General features: G+C 57.4%; 17 protein-coding genes. 8 read left to right on the forward strand and 9 right to left on the reverse strand.

Translation table 11 applies throughout. The annotated features are described in order from the left end of the window. From VGK48_27565 to VGK48_27580, 4 genes are all read left to right on the forward strand, one after another. Window positions 1–321: hypothetical protein (locus VGK48_27565; protein HEY2384950.1), on the forward strand; the 321-nt coding region annotated here is incomplete at its 5' end. A 453-nt stretch (window positions 322–774) separates the two neighbouring features. After that, window positions 775–1641: a hypothetical protein gene (locus tag VGK48_27570; GenBank protein HEY2384951.1), complete on the forward strand. Its 867-nt coding sequence runs from the start codon at window positions 775–777 to the stop codon at window positions 1639–1641. Window positions 1642–1648: 7 nt separating this feature from the next. Beyond that, window positions 1649–2509 (forward strand): hypothetical protein, encoded by an 861-nt coding sequence (locus VGK48_27575; GenBank protein HEY2384952.1) that lies wholly within the window; start codon window positions 1649–1651, stop codon window positions 2507–2509. Window positions 2510–2512: 3 nt separating this feature from the next. Beyond that, window positions 2513–5365 (forward strand): SdrD B-like domain-containing protein, encoded by a 2853-nt coding sequence (locus tag VGK48_27580; GenBank protein ID HEY2384953.1) that lies wholly within the window; start codon window positions 2513–2515, stop codon window positions 5363–5365. 21 nt (window positions 5366–5386) lie between these two features. Here VGK48_27580 and VGK48_27585 read toward each other — a convergent pair whose 3' ends face one another. From VGK48_27585 to VGK48_27600, 4 genes are read right to left on the reverse strand one after another with little or no spacing between them, the layout of a single operon-like run. Further along, window positions 5387–6445, reverse strand: coding sequence for a DUF2252 family protein (locus VGK48_27585; protein HEY2384954.1), 1059 nt, complete (start codon window positions 6443–6445; stop codon window positions 5387–5389). Window positions 6446–6470: 25 nt separating this feature from the next. Continuing rightward, on the reverse strand, window positions 6471–7322 hold the full coding sequence (pstA, locus tag VGK48_27590) for a phosphate ABC transporter permease PstA (protein HEY2384955.1): 852 nt from the start codon (window positions 7320–7322) through the stop codon (window positions 6471–6473). Beyond that, window positions 7319–8293, reverse strand: coding sequence for a phosphate ABC transporter permease subunit PstC (gene pstC / locus VGK48_27595; protein ID HEY2384956.1), 975 nt, complete (start codon window positions 8291–8293; stop codon window positions 7319–7321). Before pstC ends, pstA begins: the two co-directional genes overlap by 4 nt. A gap of 56 nt (window positions 8294–8349) precedes the next feature. After that, window positions 8350–9051, reverse strand: coding sequence for a response regulator transcription factor (locus tag VGK48_27600; protein HEY2384957.1), 702 nt, complete (start codon window positions 9049–9051; stop codon window positions 8350–8352). A 169-nt stretch (window positions 9052–9220) separates the two neighbouring features. Between VGK48_27600 and pstB the strand changes: the two genes are divergently transcribed. The 4 genes from pstB to VGK48_27620 are packed head-to-tail and all read left to right on the forward strand — an operon-like array spanning window position 9221 to window position 12697. Further along, window positions 9221–9985: a phosphate ABC transporter ATP-binding protein PstB gene (gene pstB, locus VGK48_27605; GenBank protein HEY2384958.1), complete on the forward strand. Its 765-nt coding sequence runs from the start codon at window positions 9221–9223 to the stop codon at window positions 9983–9985. A gap of 29 nt (window positions 9986–10014) precedes the next feature. Beyond that, a complete protein-coding gene (gene phoU / locus VGK48_27610) occupies window positions 10015–10704 on the forward strand; it encodes a phosphate signaling complex protein PhoU (protein ID HEY2384959.1) in 690 nt (229 codons plus the stop codon). Next, window positions 10676–11359: a response regulator transcription factor gene (locus VGK48_27615; protein HEY2384960.1), complete on the forward strand. Its 684-nt coding sequence runs from the start codon at window positions 10676–10678 to the stop codon at window positions 11357–11359. Before phoU ends, VGK48_27615 begins: the two co-directional genes overlap by 29 nt. A gap of 3 nt (window positions 11360–11362) precedes the next feature. Then, complete coding sequence (locus VGK48_27620) at window positions 11363–12697, forward strand: ATP-binding protein (protein ID HEY2384961.1); 1335 nt, start codon at window positions 11363–11365, stop codon at window positions 12695–12697. A gap of 138 nt (window positions 12698–12835) precedes the next feature. Here the strand turns inward: VGK48_27620 and sixA are convergent, their stop codons facing one another. From sixA to VGK48_27645, 5 genes are all read right to left on the reverse strand, one after another. Beyond that, a complete protein-coding gene (gene sixA, locus VGK48_27625) occupies window positions 12836–13327 on the reverse strand; it encodes a phosphohistidine phosphatase SixA (protein HEY2384962.1) in 492 nt (163 codons plus the stop codon). Window positions 13328–13516: 189 nt separating this feature from the next. Continuing rightward, window positions 13517–14353: a thymidylate kinase gene (locus VGK48_27630; protein ID HEY2384963.1), complete on the reverse strand. Its 837-nt coding sequence runs from the start codon at window positions 14351–14353 to the stop codon at window positions 13517–13519. A gap of 2 nt (window positions 14354–14355) precedes the next feature. Next, window positions 14356–15060, reverse strand: a complete 705-nt coding sequence (gene tmk, locus VGK48_27635; GenBank protein ID HEY2384964.1) for a dTMP kinase — start codon at window positions 15058–15060, stop codon at window positions 14356–14358. Further along, the gene (locus tag VGK48_27640; protein ID HEY2384965.1) at window positions 15060–16577 is read right to left on the reverse strand and encodes a Ppx/GppA phosphatase family protein; all 1518 of its coding nucleotides are present in this window, start codon (window positions 16575–16577) and stop codon (window positions 15060–15062) included. Before VGK48_27640 ends, tmk begins: the two co-directional genes overlap by 1 nt. A 48-nt stretch (window positions 16578–16625) precedes the next feature. After that, on the reverse strand, window positions 16626–17706 hold a 1081-nt coding region (locus VGK48_27645; protein HEY2384966.1), incomplete at its 5' end, for a glycosyltransferase family 87 protein.

The following is a 17706-nucleotide window of genomic DNA, read 5'->3' on the forward strand; positions in this document are numbered from 1 at the left end:
GCCGTGTATTACACGGATTACCAATTGACCCCGGTCTTCACCAGCCAGGCGGTGACGAGCAATACGTTGACTGCATACGTGTCGAGCACATTCGCCAAAGCCAACCTGTCGATCGTGCAGTCGACCGCCGCTCCGGCAGCAATCGGCGATCTGTCCCCCATGTCGACAAGTTCCAGCACACCGACATCGCTATCGCCGTCGAGTCTAACGAGCGCTACGGCCGTGACGCGCTACGTCGGTGTGTCGGTTGCCCCGACTAACGGCGGCGGTTTGACTGGAGCCGATTCGGCAACGATCACTTACACACTTACCGTTCAATAGCGAAAGACCTGCGGGAATGGCCATGGTCTATGCGGGTTCGAAAATCCTCGATCTGCTGACGTCCATGGCCATTGTGTTCTTGGTGTTTTTGAACTTGTCAAAAAGCCGTCCATTCCGGACTGCCGATTTGACGCAGACGCGCCGTTATTCGTAGAAAACCCTTTAGAAAGAAGCCCTTCGGAAATGGAACACAACCTGCAATATAGCACCCGAGATTTATCGGGGACCATGATGATGACTTTCTCAACACGAGTACCTCTCATTCCCAAAAGGGTTTTGTCGGCCCTTTGCTATTTAGCTCCCGGTCTGTTCATTCTCTTAATCAACATCCCTGCCTTTTGCGCTCCGGGGCTGACGCTTTCGAGCGCCGGAGGGATTACGGTCGCTGGTAACGCCGGAACGCTCGGAAATATAGACGCCCTCGGCGCTGGAGCCCTGAGCGCCGGAGTCTCGATGATTGCACCCCCCGCGATTCCGCCGATCACGGGAACCCTCTATTACAGCCCCATCAATATCAAGGCCACGGGCCTGAACGGCGGGGCAACTGGACTGCTGACGGCATATGCCAGCACCAATTTTAGTCATTCTGTCGCGTTTGTGGGTTACACGTGCACCTCAGGCTGCACGTCGTCCGCCAGCTATACGCAGCTGCCTGCAAATTCCGCTTCTGCCACCACCCTTGCCGCTGCGGCAGCCAACAACAGCATAACGGAAGTCTGGCTGGGGGTATTCGTTACCACTACCAGTGGAGCCAGCGGTTTTTCGGGCGCGGATTCGGTTCACATCACTTTCTCCTCGACCAACAGCAAGAACGGAATGACCGGCACGCAGAACTTCACGTTGAATATCACGGCCCAGACTGCGGTGGGGTTGTGGCTCGGTACGGCTGCCGGTGGCCTGAACTTTACTTCCAACACGATGAATTTTGGAAACGTGAACGGCCTGGGCATCGCTCCAGCTGCAGGCCTGACGGCCACAAGCGTACCCGGCAGCGGGTATCTCTACTCCACACCATATACGATCACACCCATCTTTGCGGGTTTCACAACGACGACTCCGTGCACAGTCGTCGTGAACGGAAATTTTCTTCCAAGGACGACCTACCCGAACTTTTACCTGGAGGATTCCGCGGCTCCCGCCGGACCGTACTCGCAGATTACGAGTCCGGCAAATATCACGATCTCCAGCCCTGCGGCCAACAAAACGGGGATCACCCGCTACCTGGGCTTATTTGTTTCCAACGCAAACGGCAATTCGAGCGTCGTCTTTACGGGTACACCCACCAGCGCCATCCTGACGTACACGTTAACCGCACCTTGAGGGAACTATGAAAAAGCGCAATCTGATCTTGCTATGCATAACCTTTGTATTGGGCGCTGGCGTGCCGCCTGCCGGAGCTCAGTCGTTGGGTCTGACACCCGCCGAGTTCCAGTACCGGTTCAAGCCGGGACAGCCGTTTCAATTTGAAATCGCGATGTCGAACACCGGTTCGACGCCGGCAGCGATGCGGGCAAACATCACCGACCTCTGGTACAACGCGAAGAACGAGAAGCTGTTCAATCCGGCCGGCTCGTCGCCGCGGTCCGCTGCAAACTGGATAGAAGTCGTGCCGCCGCAGGTCATGGTTCCTGCCGGGGGAACCGGTAAAGTCAAAGTCGTCGTCACGCCGCCTGCCGATGCGTCGGGCGGATATTATGGCGTCGTATTTCTCGAATCACGGCCGGAGCTGACCCAGGCCGCGACTGCGGAGAGCAAGGCTGTATTCGCAAATATCCGGCTTGGCTCGCTCATTCTCCTGAGCGCGGAGAACACTGAGAAATATGGAATCGACATTTCGGATCCTCAGCTGACGCCTCCCGATGCGACCCACCCGCTGAAGCTCGATTTCGATCTGGCCAACAACAGCAACACGCACATCTTCCCGGAGACGAAGATCGCAATCCTGAATTCGGATCACCAGCTGGCCGCGAAATCAGACGGGGCGATACAGCGTTTTCTTCCGGAGCAGAAGGATCGTCTCTCGGTTTCGTGGGCGGGAGCTCTTCCGAAGGGAGATTACACCGCGATCCTGACCGTCGTTTACGGGCCCGATAAAGTCGACACGAAAGAGATCCCTTTTACCGTTACCGATTCCCCGAAACCGAAGCCGGCGCCTGCGGCCGTCGACCTGGTGCAAACCACAAACTGATCTATGAAAAAGTGCGCTCAGATCCTGCTCGCTCTCTGGCTATGCGCCACCGTCCATGAGACGCTGGCGTACGCACAGGAGACTGTCGCTCAGGCCATAACCATCGAGTGGAAGGAATCCGTCGCGGTCCAGGTCCCCGGAGTCACCAATGTCGTTGTTTTCGATGACTCCATCGTTCGCGCCGAATTCTCCAACGGCAAAGTCGAATTCTTCGGCCTGGTCCGCGGCGAGACCGTAGCCTTTATCTGGGCGGGCGCCGACCGCATCACGGTTCGCCTCAAAGTGGAAGCCGCGCCGGCCAAGGCCTCTCCGCGCGCGTCTCCATCGAGCGCTGCCCTCGATTCCTTAGGCAACGGGACTTTCGGTTCCGCCGTTCAAGTCGCCGCAAGCCCGACTGGAGGCGTCAACACGTTCTTTACACACAAGTTTGACTGGCATCAGCTGAGCGACGGGCAGCAGTTTACCATCCGCGGCCAAATTCAGGACGGCACAGCCTCGGGCATCCCGAGGTTCAACATGAATACGCTCATGGCGGGCTACGATTCGCCAAGAATGAAACTTTCGCTGCTGGATTTCCCTCTCGACGTGAACGGAGGGCTGGAGGCGAAGGTGTCGATGTATAGCGCGTATAACGCCTACCCGATTCGCGGCGCGAGCGTTACGCTTCGGCGCGGCACGGATCAATTCGAAACATTTGCAGGCACGACCATTCCTTCGTATTTCGCGAGCCTTACCGGTACCAGGGATATCGCGGGAATGAATTTCACGCGAAAACGGAGCAGCTCGCTTTCGCTTTATTCGACAGTTGCATGGGTAAACTCACCGGTGTCGGGACTGTTGACTTCGAGTAAACGCGAGAACAGCGCTTTTGAGACCCTGGGCTTTTCTTACCGGCCGAACACCCGATGGGCAGTGCAGGGAAGCTCCGGCGCCAGCACGCGCGGACTGCTTGCCCAGGGAACGGTCGCGTACACGAGCCCGCGCGTCAACGCGTTTCTGTCCGGGACCCGCTCATCGGCGGCTTTTCCGCTGAACCAGCTTCAGCTTCTTTTCGCCGGCGGATCGTCCATCAGCGCCAACACCACGGTGCGTGTCACGCAGCGCCTCGCGGCTTCTGTTTTCTTCCAGTACAGCGCGAACGGTTCGTCCGTTTTTTCTCCGGTTTCCGCGGCGACCATGTACTACAGCTCGAACCTCAACCTGGGCATTTCGGCCAGACAATCGATCACCCTCAACCACACGTACAGTCATAATGCGCAGGGAGCGCTACCCGCCGGTACGGCGCTGCCACCGTCGGATACTCAGAGACTCGATCTTTCATACCATTCGATGTTCGGGCCGCGGGTTTCGAATACCGCTCAGTTCACGCTCAACTATCTGACCGATCCGGGACGTCTGAACAGCCATTCGGATTACACTTTTCGCGAAGGTCTGACCTTTCCCATAGGAGAGAGCGGATCGCTCACTCTCAGCGCCGAACACGTGAAGACCGATTCGTCGCTGGTGACGCTACTGAATCAGGACATCAGCGCCTTGCCTCCGGAGCTTCAGCAGGCCTTCCTGCTGAATCCCGCGGGTTTCGTACAGTCGGCTCAGTTCCCCGCGAATGTCCGGGCATTGCTCGACAACCTGACGCCCTCCAGCACGCAGATCACTGTAACCGGACAGTTCCGTATCGGGCAGCTCAGTATCAGCCCGACCGGCGGTTATTCCAGGGATTCGACAAGCGTCGTAGGAAGTTCGAGCTCGCAACTCTTTGGTTACGCGCTTTCGTATCAGCTTGGCCACGGCCTCCAATTGACATCGTCGCTTTCCAATTCTTTCTTTTACGATCCGACGAAGCAGAGTTTCAATCGCGCAACCGTCATCGCCGGCGGTTTTCAGAAAACTTTTTCGGGCGGCCCATCATGGCTTATCGGTGCTCAGAAAAGTACGATCCGGGGGCGCGTGTTCCGCGATGTGAATCTGGACGGCGTCTACAATCCGGGCGAGCCCGGCCTCTCCGGTATCCGCGTCGAGATCGACAAGGGTAAGAGCGTCGTCACCGATGCCGAAGGACGCTTTGAATTTCCCGGACTCGCACCGGACTTCTATCAGGTCCACATCTCGACCGGGCAATTCGAACATGCCGTGCGTCTGACGGGTCCCTCGGACTTGAAGCTGGACCTGTTCGAGGACCGCCTGGCGCAGGCCGATTTCGGTGTGGTGAATTTCGCCCGCCTCACGGGCAACGTCTATAATGACTACCTTATCGACGGGCAGCGGCAGCCGGATGCGAATGGAATGCATAGCGTCCGTTTGACCCTGACCGGAAACGGTCTTACCCGCGAGCTGATGACGGATGGATCCGGCGACTACGGCCTGTATGACATCGTTCCTGGCGATTACGAATTGACGCTCGATCGCAGCACGCTGCCGGCGAATTTTCTGGCTTCCGACGAACCAATACACATACACGTGGATCCTGTGACATCTGTCGTCCAGGACATACCGGTGCGGGCCCTGCGGTCCATAGCAGGACATATCTATCTAAAAACGACGTCCGGCGAAATCGCCAACGGCAGTAATGGCAACAGCGCTCCGGAAAACCCGCCCGCCCCGCGGCCTTTGGCCGGCGTGCAACTCCAGATCGGCGACAGCATCGCGACAACGGGTCCGGATGGCAGTTTCGTGTTGCGCAACCTCCCCGCCGGAGAATTGCTGTTCAACATCATTCCATCGCGCAGCCTTCCGGAAGGCCTCAGCGCCCCTACCGGACGGGTGAAGATGCCGCGAGAGCCCATCCAGGTGGAAGACGCCACAATCGTCATCTCCAATCCCGAACTGCCTCAGTATCTCGCCCGGCAGGACAATTAGTTCGACTGAAAAAATCGGTTATCACGAATGCTCCTCGAAAGTCTTCCAGTCTTCGATCAACGCCTTGCTCATTCTCTTGGCGGCGTCATGCAGCCAGGATGCGGGCCGGCGATCGAGATCACGGCGGATGGCCTTGACCGCTTCATGAGTGCCGAGGTGGATATTCGCTGTTTCGGATCCCATCGCGTGGAGCAGATGCGCCTCGTCCCGTTTTTTGGGAAGCGAGGTCAGTTCAATCCGTGAGCAATCGGGGGCAAGCCGGCGAACCACCCATTTCCCGGCGATGCGGACAAAAGGATCCGGCATGCGGACTGCTTTGGCGAGGATCTCGGGATAAAGACTCCTCTGGAGGTTCCACGCGGAGGGCAGAAAAGCCTTTATCTCTCTTGCGACAAGGCCGCCACGCCAGCTTGTGATCGCGACCAGCCGGACGCGTCCGAGACTGCCCAGGCCGGCGCGCCGGGCGACAACATAGAAGGGCGTGGCCGGTTGCGGTAAGAGCAACTCCAAGGCGGCGAGCTGATCTTTTGAGAGGCTGCCTTTGAATTTCGGAAGCTTCCTCATTGATCCCCAAAAATGCACCGGATCGCGCAATTCCGCGTGCGCGATATTGCGGAGAAACTGGTGTTCTTCATCAAGCACAAAGGGCCGGCCGCCATGGCTCAGCGTCTGGGCATAGCCCTCGAGAATCAGCGCGGCGGCCTCCCGCCGCCGGACCTTCAAGTGCTGGTCGCGTATGGCCAGGTGAACGCTTGTCGTGAGACGGACGAGATCGTTCGTGTAGGGAAGTTCGCACGCTTCGTCGAAATCGTTGACTCCCCAGATCAGGCGTCCTTCGGCGTCTCTCCATGTCCCGAAGTTTTCGACATGGAGATCGCCTACGCCGAGAACCCCGGGTGCAACGGCGATTTCGTTACAATGATCATTCCAGAGTTGGACCCAGCGGTAGAATGTCGCGCGCATGAAGGGGAAAATCGCGCGCTTCATCTGCGCATGTTTATAAGCAAGGTCGGCCTTGACGACGGATGTATGCGACGCCAGCCACCCCTCGTACTGCCGTGTGCTTTGCAGAATGTTCATACGCGGCTATTGTGCCGCGTATTCATCAGCCGCGGCTAACGTGAATTTGCCGGCGGAGAATAAAACGGGAAATGATGTTGATGGCCAGAACGAGCATGAGGAGGACTAATCCCGCGGCCCATGCCTGCTCGTGATATTCCTCGTAGGCGGATGTGGCGTACTTGTAGATCGTATCGGGCAAGGAAGCCGTCGGCTGATTCCAGCCCGGACTCCAGAACTGATTGCCAAAGGCCGTGAACAAAAGAGGCGCTGCTTCGCCCGCGACGCGCGCCAGCGCAAGCATGATGCCTGTCGTGATACCCGGCAGCGCGGCAGGGATAACCACCGTTGCCACCGCCCTCCATTTCGTCGCACCCAGCGCGAGGGCGCCTTCCCGCAACGTGTTCGGAACCGCACGGAGGAATTGTTCGGTGCTGCGAACGGTGATGGGAATCATCATGACGCCCAGCGCGACTCCGCCCGCAAAAGTCGAGAAATGCCCCATCGGCACCACGACAATCGCATAGGCAAAAATGCCCATGACGATCGACGGCACGCCATTCAGAAGGTCGGTTGTGTATCGCACTACGAAGGCGGTTGTCGATCCTGCGAATTCTGCAATGTAGACGCCGGCGAGAAAACCGATCGGGATGCCGATCAGGCCTGCAAGCAGCAGCAGCTTCGCGCTCCCCAGGATCGCGTTTGCGAACCCGCCTCCGGTTTCGCCGATCGGCGCAGGCAGTTTCGTGAAGAAGTTGTAACTCAAGGCGTGTCCGCCGCGCCAGAGCAGGTAACCCAGAATGAAAAACAGCACCGCTACCGCGATCAGCGTGCACACTCCGGTCAGTGTGAACATCAGGATGTTGACCGCTTTTCTGCGGGTTCTGAGCGGGATCATGCGGCGGAACTCTTTCTGCCCATCGCCAGGATCAGCATGCGGGCGACCGCATTGACGATAATCGTTATGACGAAGAGAACGAATCCCAGCTCAATCAACGCCGCCACATGCATGTTACTCGTTGCCTCGCTGAATTCATTGGCCACCGCGGCGGCAATCGAATACCCGGGCGCAAACAGCGAGAAGTTTATTTTGGGGTCATTGCCGATGACCATGGTGACGGCCATCGTTTCTCCGAGCGCGCGCGCCAGAGCGAGAAAGACCGAGCCGATGACTCCGGTCTTTGCGTAGGGCATGACGACATGCCAGGCGGTTTCCCAACGCGTCGCTCCCAGCGCCAGCGACGCTTCCCGCTGTTCCCGCGGAACGGCCAGAAGCACTTCCCGCGAGATCGAGATGATGAACGGCAAAATCATGATCGCAAGAATGCAGCCCGCGGCAAGAAGGCTTACGCCGTAGGCCGGTCCTTGAAAAATCGGAAGAAAGCCGAGAGTTCCCTTTAAAACCGGAGACACATCGTCGCGCACAAACGGCACGAGAGTGAAAATCGCGAGCAGGCCATAAATCACGCTGGGCACGGCCGCCAGTAACTCAATGATGAATGCGAGGGCGTCCGACAGCCCCAGAGGCGCCAGCTCCGCCAGGAAGATCGCAGCGCCGATGCCCAGCGGAACTCCGATGATCAGCGACAGTGCCGACGTGACCAGGGTTCCGTATATAAACGGCAGTGCGCCGAAGTCCAGCGCGACAGGATCCCAGGTGGTGCCTGTCAGAAAATGCCATCCGAACTTCTGGCGCGTGGCTGCCGCGTCGCTGTACAGCTTGAAAAACAGCAGTGCCGTTATGAGGATGATGATGGCCGCGAAGAGCAGTGTCACCAGATACGCGACCTGGTCGCCGCGGTGAAGCAGCGGTCTGGAGACGTGAGCGCGAGACGACGCGCCCTGTGCAACTGGTGCCGGAGTGTCCATTCTCTGTCTATCGGGTGCCTGCAAACGTGCCAACCTTCAATAAAGGTTTTCCTGCCTTACTGTTCTTCGCCTCTCGTGGCGAAGCGGTAACCCACACCATGAACGGTCTGGACGTATGACGGCTGCTGCGGCCGCATTTCAATCTTTTCGCGAATGCGGCGAACATAAACATCGACGCTTCGAGGCGTGACGGACCGGTCGTTTCCCCAGACACCGTCGAGCAGTTGGTCCCGGGAGAACACCATTCCAGGGTGTAGCGCCATATAGTGCAGGAGCTTGAACTCGAGGGCGCTCAACTCTACGGCTTTTCCGCCGACCACGACGCTATGCGCGGTCGGATCGATAACGATGTCGCCGCGGTTGACTTTCGAGCGCGGCGGCCCGGCGGGTTCGTTGCGGCGGAGAAGCGCGCGCACGCGTGCAATGACTTCCCGCGTGCTGAACGGCTTGGTGACGTAATCGTCCGCGCCGAGCTCGAGGCCGACGATGCGATCCGCTTCTTCGCTTCGGGCCGATAAAATGAGAATCGGAGTGCGGGTGAATTGATCGTTGCGCCGCAATTGGCGGCAGACTTCGAGCCCGTCCAGTCCCGGCAGCATCAGGTCCAGAATAACGACGTCCGGCGGATCACGGCGTGCCTCGGCCAGTGCAATAGCGCCGTCGGTTGCATAACCGACTTTATATCCTTCCTTTTCCAGATTGTATTTGAGGAGTTTGACAAGATCGGTTTCATCTTCGACGATCAGTACTTTCTTCACATCTAATCCAATGCCACAAAAGCGATCCAGGGTTCGTAACAACTGCGTGAACTTTCCGTTCTTTTCGTCTTGCTGTATTTCCAAGATGTTCACAGCGCTGTAACATTCTCGGGTATCATATCGACGTTATGTTCGTTCCTCCGAGCGCCACCCCAGTCCACCGTAAGCAATGGCCGACTCCATAAAGATCAAAGTCCAGCACGCGAATTTTTACTACGGAAGCAACCAGGCGCTATATGACGTCTCGATGCAGGTTCGGCCCCAGTTTGTGACCGCGCTGATCGGGCCTTCGGGCTGTGGAAAATCGACTTTTCTGAGGTCGTTGAACCGGATGAACGATCTTGTTCCAGGTGCGCGCCTCGACGGCAAGGTCGAACTGGACGGCGAAAACGTCTATAGCGACCAGATGGATGTTATTAATCTGCGGCGCCGGGTCGGGATGATTTTTCAACGTTCCAATCCTTTTCCCATGTCCATATACGACAATGTTGCTTATGGCGTTCGCGTCAACGGACTCGCGAAGAGGCGCTCGCAGCTCGACGAGATCGTCGAGAAAAGCTTGACGTCGGCGGCGTTGTGGGACGAGGTCAAGGACCGGCTGCAGCGTTCGGCAATGTCGCTGTCGGGCGGCCAGCAACAGCGCCTATGTATCGCGCGGGCGTTGGCGGTCGAGCCCGAAGTGTTGCTGATGGATGAGCCCGCGTCGGCGCTCGATCCGATCTCGACGGCGAAGATCGAGGAACTGATTTACAGCCTGAAGCGTGACTACACGATCATCGTGGTGACGCATAACATGCAGCAGGCCGCGCGCATCTCGGACGAAACCGGATTTTTCCTGACCGGAAGGCTGGTGGAATTCAACGAAACCAAGCGAATTTTTACGGCGCCGGCGAATCGGGAAACCGAAGACTACATAACGGGACGATTTGGATGAAACGGGAGTTGTGAAGAGAGGTCGCGTTTATGCCGGATCGTGAACATACCAGTAAGCACTACGAGCAGCAGCTTCGTATTCTGAAAGACAAGCTGCTGATGATGAGCCATAAGGCCGAGCAGATGATTTCGGACTCGATCCGTTCCCTCGTGGACCGGCGTCCCAGCCTGGCCGAGGAAGTCATCGCCCGCGATGACGAAATCGACAAGCTGGAAATCGAAATCGACAATCTCTGTTACGAGGTCCTCGCGCTCGAACAGCCCGTGGCACGGGATCTGCGCTTTATCGCCACCGCTTTGAAGATCGTTAAAGACATCGAGCGGATCGGCGATATCGCGGTCAACATTGGCGAACGCGCGATGGAACTCATACAGGAGCCTGAACTCAAGCGGCTGGTGGACCTTCCGATCATGGCGGAGGCGGCCCAGAGGATTTTGAAAGAGAGCCTCGATGCGTTCGTGAATTCGGATGCCGAACTGGCTGAGAAAGTCATCATCAACGACAACGTAGTGGACGATCTTTACGAGCAGATTTTTCGAGAGCTCCTGACTTACATGCTTGAGGATCCACGGTCCATTTCACGCGCCATAAAACTGATTTTCATTGCAAAACATCTTGAGCGGGTCGGTGACCATTCGGCAAATATCGCGGAAATGGTCATTTTCCTTGTGAGAGGCCAGGATATCCGGCATGGAACGCGTCTTGATCGTGGACGATGACCCCGACATCCAACGTCTTGTCAGCTATAACCTCAGCCAGGCCGGCTTTCAGGTAACGGCTGCGTCGAGCGGGCGAACCGCGCTGGAAGCCGTCCAGCAGAATCCTCCGGATCTGATCATTCTCGACGTCATGATGCCCGACATCGACGGCATGGAGGTTTGCCGCACTCTCCGGCAGCGGGAAAATTCCCGCCGCATTCCCATCATCATGCTGACCGCCCGCGGCGACGAGATCGACCGCGTCGTCGGATTCGAACTTGGGGCCGACGATTACGTCATGAAACCGTTCAGCCCGCGCGAACTGGTGTTGCGCGTGAAGTCTATTTTCCGGCGCGTGGGAGATGGCCGGACGGAGACCTTGCGGGCCGGGACCATTCAGCTGCTTCCCCAACGCCGCCAGGTGCTCGTCGGCGATACGCCGGTCGTGCTCACCGCCAAGGAATTCGACCTTCTGTATGAATTGATGCGCGCCGGGGGCAATGTGCTGACGCGCGAATTCCTGATGGATAAGGTATGGGGGTATCACGGCGATGCGACTTCCCGAACGCTGGACACCCACGTCCGCCGGCTGCGCGAAAAACTCGGCGCTGAGGGTGATCTGGTCGAAACCGTGCGCAGCGTCGGTTACCGTCTGGCACAAGGGGCCGACGGCTAGCCTATGGCGTTCCGGCTTCATTCGCGTCTGGTAGCCTGGAACCTGCTCCTGGTACTTGTTCTTTCCTTTTTTCTCGCGTTCTTCCTGAGTTCCGCGCAGCTCGCGCTGGTCATCATCGTGGCCGTCAGCCTCACTTTCACGTTCGGTTACGGCGTGCGCATCATCGTCGCCCGGCCGTTGCGCAGGATTTCAGTCGTTTCCCGAAAACTGGCTGCAGGCCATCTGGATCAGCGGCTGCCTATAACCGGAGACGAGGAAATTGCGGCGCTCGGAACATCGCTCAATACGATGGCGCAGACGCTGAGCGGGAAAATTCAGGCGCTGTCGGACGGGAAACAACAGCTCGAGCTGATTCTGGAGGCGATGGAGCAGGGCGTGATGGTGCTCGATCGGGAGGCCAGGATCACCCTGACCAACAGCTCGCTGCGCCGCGTCCTCGGAACGGATCGCGACCTTTCCAGGAGAACAACGCTCGAAGTGGTGAGAAGGCCGGAGCTGGATGCCGCCGTGCATGCCGTGCTGGGCACGGGCGCCCGGCGGGTCCTGGAAATCGATGCAGGCAATAACAGGATCCTGCAGGCGAACGTCGCGCCCGTCACCAACGCCGGCGGACAGGTCGATTCCGTCGTGGTGGTGTTCAATGATCTTACGGATATCCGCCGCACCGAACGGATGCGCCGCGACTTCGTCGCCAACGTTTCCCATGAATTCAAGACGCCGCTCACGTCGATTCGTGGTTATACGGAAACGCTCCTCTCGGGCGCCAAGGATCATCCGAAGATCGCCGTGGACTTCCTGTCAACGATTGAACGGAATGCGCGGCACCTTGAAACCCTCGTCAGCGACCTGTTGACACTTGCCCGGCTTGAGGCCGAAATGCCGGCAAAAAGAGAACAATTCGAGCTGAAGATGTTGATTGATGAACAACTCGCGACGCGCACCAAGACCCTTCAGGAAAGCAAGATTCACCCTTCCGTCGAGTGTGAACATGTCCAGGTTCTTGCCGATCGCTCGCGGCTCGCAACGGCTCTCACGAACCTGATCGATAATGCGATTCACTACAACAAACCCGGCGGAGAAATTCGCATCTCGGCCGAGGTGCAGGCGGAAATCCTCCGCCTTGCGGTCTCCGACACCGGAAACGGCATTCCTTCGGAAGAGCTGCCGCGCATCTTCGAACGCTTTTATCGCGTCGATAAAGCGCGATCGCGGGAATCCGGCGGCACCGGTCTCGGACTCTCCATCGTGAAGCACGCCATCGAAAGCCAGGGTGGTTCGATCACGGTCACCAGCCGGCTGGGGGCGGGCTCGACGTTTACGATTCATCTGCCGGTGTAGGCGTGGGGGGGGAATCTATTGGAAGTTGCATCATTAGAGGTTGTTTCATTTCTAGATTTGAGGAGCAGGTTTCCCGCATTTCAAATTCAGCAATGAAAAAATCTCGAATGATGCAATTTCCAATAAAGGTTTTTCCCCTTACCGAAGCTCTCGCAACTGTTTCGGGGTAAGCAGCCAGTGCAGCGTGGCGCACTGGCGGAACACCAGTTTGTTCGTGGTGAGCTTGCACAGGCCGCCCTTTTTCAACTCGATCCGGGCATCGCTGCCGCCGGTAACGAGAACGGAAATCAGGCCGCTCAAATCGGGCTCATGACCGACGAGTAGAACCGTTTGCGGCTTGTCGTCGTTGATTTCGCCGATGAGTTCGAGCGCGTTCCCTGCCGGTTTCAGAAACTCGGTAAAAGTCACTTTTTCGTCGAGCTCGCCGGCCACGATCTTGGCGGTCTGCTCGGTTCTCACATAGGGACTTGAGAGGATCAGATCGAACTTCAAGTCCATACCGCGCATCGCGTCCGCGATCTGGCGCATCTTGTCTTCGCCCTCCGGCGTCAGCGGACGGTCGCTGTCTTTTTTGTAGCCGGGGGTTCCTCTCTCGACAGCAATGCCGTGCCGAAGAATGTATAGCTCCATCAGTCGCCCCCCTTATTGGACAGTACGGTCTTCCTCATCACCCGCACAGCCTGTTCAATGCGCCGGAGATCCTTTCGCCGTCCTTTCTCCGGTTTCAAATTGAGGGCATCGAGCGTATTTTTCATCTCCGCCAAAATAGGATTTATCGTGCGCGGCCGGGTTCCGGTTTCCTGGTTCTCGTTCAGGAACTCAATGAGCTGGACGATGTCGCGCTGCAGGTTGGCGACGTACAGCCGGCCGATCTCCTTCGTCTCCGTCCGTAAGTGTTGTAACTGAGCGAGTAATTCTTTCCGAATAGTCTGGTTCATCGCGTTCCTCTTCGCGGTGATTGGCCTTGCCGTTGAGAATGACTTCGACCTTTGCGCGCAGCTCGTGCTGAATGGCGCGTGGGGATCGGTTTCCGTTGATGGCTTCGAATCCGTAGTGCTCCTGCATCGTTTTGAATTCTTTCTGGATCAGCCGCTGATACTCGATAAAACTGGCATACATGTTCGAGGACCGGTGCATGTCCATCCCGGACTCCCAGTAATCGAGGGCGGCATGCTTCCTGAGATTTCTTTCGACCAGTATTCTGGGACTGACAGTCAGGTGAAAGACGGCGTTCGGAATCAACGCGATGCTGTACACGTCCCGTATCCAGGAGGGTTCGACGCCGCGCACGATGGCGCGGGCCATCAGCGTATAGATATACCGGTCGGCCAGCACGATGAAGCCTGAGCGAAGGGCCGGAATGATCCGGTTTTCGAGCTGGTCCGCAAAGTCGGTCGCATAAAACAGGCTGAGCGTGCGGGTGCCGAGAATATTGCCCTGCATGGCCTTTTCCAGCTCTCCGCTGACGAGCATCGACCGTTTCAACCCGACATTGGCAGTGGGATAGCCTCGCCGCTCCAGCCAGTTCTTGAGTAGATCGATTTGTGTCGAGCGGCCGGATCCGTCGGCGCCCTCGACCACGATCAGCTGCCCTTTGAGTTCGTCCAGAACGACGCCAGGTATGCCTTTTCCGTAAAATCGTTTGGGCTTCAGCATCGCTAATCAATGTGCCGCGGGTACATGGGGCCGTGCCAGCGGTATCGCGGAAGATCGACCCTGCTTTCGACGATGTCCCGTACTTTCGTTTGTTGAACGTCGGGCGGGTCCTCGGCGTCGATACGGATAAAGTCGTATTCGCGGATCATCCGCCGGTATTCGCGGTGAATCCGTCCCTGGAAGATACGAAAGCTCTCATTGGGATCCGTGGAAAAACCCATGTCCATGCCGGCCTCGTGGTACTTGATGCGGGTGCGTCCGTCCAGAATCCGGCCCAGAGCGGTTTTGAGTGGAACATCGAAATAGAATGTCAGGTCGGGTTTCAGCGCGTAGCTGTAAAGTTTGCGGATCCAGGCGCGGTCGACGCCTCGCACCGCATCGCGCGCAAATGCCGTGAAGATGTAACGATCGGCGAGCACCAGATAGCCGGCCTTCAGCAACGGCAGGATCTGCCGCTCATAGCGGTCCGCGAAGTCCGTGCTATGGATCAACGAGAAAGTCGTTGAGGTCAGCAGCTGCCGTTTCTTTCCCTTTCTGGTCGCTTTTTTGACGATCGCCGACGAATTCCATTCGGTGAAGAAAACTTTATAGCCGTCGAGCTCGAGCCATCGTTTGAGCAGATATACCTGCGTGGATTTACCGGAGCCGTCCAGCCCCTCGACGGCAATGAGCTTTCCCGGAATTTCCTGTTTTTGCGCTTCAGTCATCAGCTTGCAACATCCTCCACAACGACGGTCGCATCAAAAACACTTTCGAAAAGGTCGCGCTTGGCCGCCAGCGCCCACTTTTCCAGCAGCATGTCGCCTTTGCCTTTCAGGCGGAATATAAAGCGCGGCCGTTTGTATTCGACTTCCACGCTTTCGACCGTCGAGGCGTGATCGTGGTCGAGCGCGTCCGCAAGACGCAGAATCGCCGCCAGCTGCGAAATGATGATCCGCTGTTTGGGCGCCAGATCCTCATACGGTTTGTGCTGCGTTTTAGGCGGCGACTTCCGGTGATACCGCGCGACATTGGCGACCATATCCATCTGCAGCGCTGTCAATCCGATCAACGGGCTGGACTGGATCAGATAAAAGGTATGTTTGTGATGGTTCGCGACGTTCACATAGTGGCCGATATCATGAAGAAGCGCCGCAACCTCCAGGATCAATCGCGCTTCGTCGTCCAGTCCATGGATCGGCTTCATCTGGTCGAAAATCTGCACAGCCAGTTTGCCGACAATGGCGCCGTGCTTCTCGTCGAAATAGTATTTGCGCCCCAGCCGCCGCGCCGACTCGATCACCTGGCCGCGGTACGACCGCTTTTCGCGGTCGCGAAGCTCGGAAATGCTTTCCAGCAGGACGCCGTCTTTCAGGCCGATTCCGGGAATTATCACTTCCGCGACGCCGGCTTCCTGGACGATTTTCTGCAGAACGATCGCCGCCGGTACGATGACATCCGCGCGGTCCGGTCTGAGCCGCAGTTGTTGTATCCGTTCATCGACCGTCATCCCGCGCAACTTCTTGACGAGGGATTTCAATTCGTCGACAGTGATCTTCTGGTTGTTATTTTTATCGAATAACTCTCTTCGAAGATCTCCCAGCGATTCGATGCTTCCGCCGGTGCCGATGCAGATATCGATCTTCTGGTTTCCGATCTCCTGCTTCAGACGCCGTTGTGTCGCATCGACATATTCGGTGACGAGCTGGTGGAATCGTTCCTCGCCGGCTTTTTCGTCAAGAATCTTGAGCAGACGGACGCTGCCCATCGAATAGCTTTCCGTACAGAGAACCGTCGTGTCGTCGGCGAGGACTACCTCAACGCTGCCTCCTCCGATGTCCACAAGCAGCGCCACTTTATTTTTCAGATTGATCGTCTGCTTGACCGCCTGGTGAATCAGCCTGGCTTCTTCCTCGCCGCCGATAATCGAGATCTCGATGCCGGTGGCTTTGGCTACGCTTTTCAGAAGGGAGTCCCGGTTTGTCGCCTCGCGCAAGGCGCTGGTGCCGATCGCTTTGACGTGCGTCACCGCCTGCTCGTCCAGTTTCTGCTTGAAATCGATGAAGGCCTGCAAAGCGCGGTCGATGGTTTGGGTCGAAATGGTGCCCTTGGTGAAGACGTCCTGCCCAAGCCGCACCGGTTCGCGGAGGTTGAATAGTGTCTGATATTCGCCGTTCGCTGTTACATTTGCGATCGCGAGGCGAATTGCATTGCTCCCGACATCGATCGCCGCAATGGTCGGCATGAACTTAACGGATCTCCTTCACGAAACCATCATTGTAGTACCTGATTGTTAAACTGTCGTTACGGATCTGGTCTGACGGCCGATGAAAAGGCCCGCAGTGAGCAGGGTTGCCGCACCGAAATCCAGACCGAGCACCTGCAGCAGCCGTTGCGTTGCCGCGCCTGGCGCCAACGGCTGGATGAGCGCGAGGACCGCCGCACAATAAATAAGGATGCGAATCCGCCGGTCTTTCATAAAGGCCGCCGCTGCCAGCGCAGGCCACAAAAGCACTGCGAGGGCATACTTCTGCGTGAATGGCTCGAGCAAGGCCAGGAGGCAGAACGCCAGGGCATGATCGACGGGGGCGGGACCGTTTTTTCGACTGAAGACGAGGAGGAGAAAGCCGCCATATAGCGTCCCCGCGATGATCATCCAAAGCAGCCGGATCGATGCCGGGTTCACCGTCGTGATGTTCACCTGGGGATAGTTCCCGTCCGGCACCTGCGAATAGTCGACAACCGTCAGGTACCGCATCAAAAATCCGCGCAGCGACTGATTGGGGAACCAGATTTCGTTTTCGTTCAGCTGGGTGTGGAATTCCTGTGTGAACCATTGGTGGAGGAGGCCCACATTGCCCGCCACACCGAAATAAAAGGAAGGCAGGAAGGTGAGCGCCAGGACAATGATCATGGTGTACGAAACAACCCTCCAATGCCGTCCTGCCGCCAGATAGGGAATAAAGAACAACGGCCAGACCTTAATACTTATCGCTAACGCAAGAGAACCCGCCGCCGGAAGGGGCGCCGCGCCGGCCAGCAGGAGTCCGGCAGCCGTCAAAGCAAAGACGAAGAATTGGGCATTGCCGTATCTGAATTCCTCAACAATATACGGAGCAATGAAAAGAAGGCATGGCAAGACATGAATAAATGAAGAGTTGTGGGGCCAGACTCCAGCTTTTTGCAGCGCTCGAACCAGCCACACGAGAACGGCTACCTTTAACAGAACCCAAACGGCGGCTCCCCAACCCAGCGGCAACATCGCGAACGGAGCGAACAGGAGAAGGAATAATGGCGGATACCGATAGTGCATCGGCCAACCGAGTCCGCTGGCCGGTCCGTACACCGGTCTTGTTCCGTCGAAGACTCCCCGT

The organism is Terriglobia bacterium, from assembly GCA_036496425.1.
In the GTDB taxonomy this organism is placed as follows: domain Bacteria; phylum Acidobacteriota; class Terriglobia; order 20CM-2-55-15; family 20CM-2-55-15; genus 20CM-2-55-15.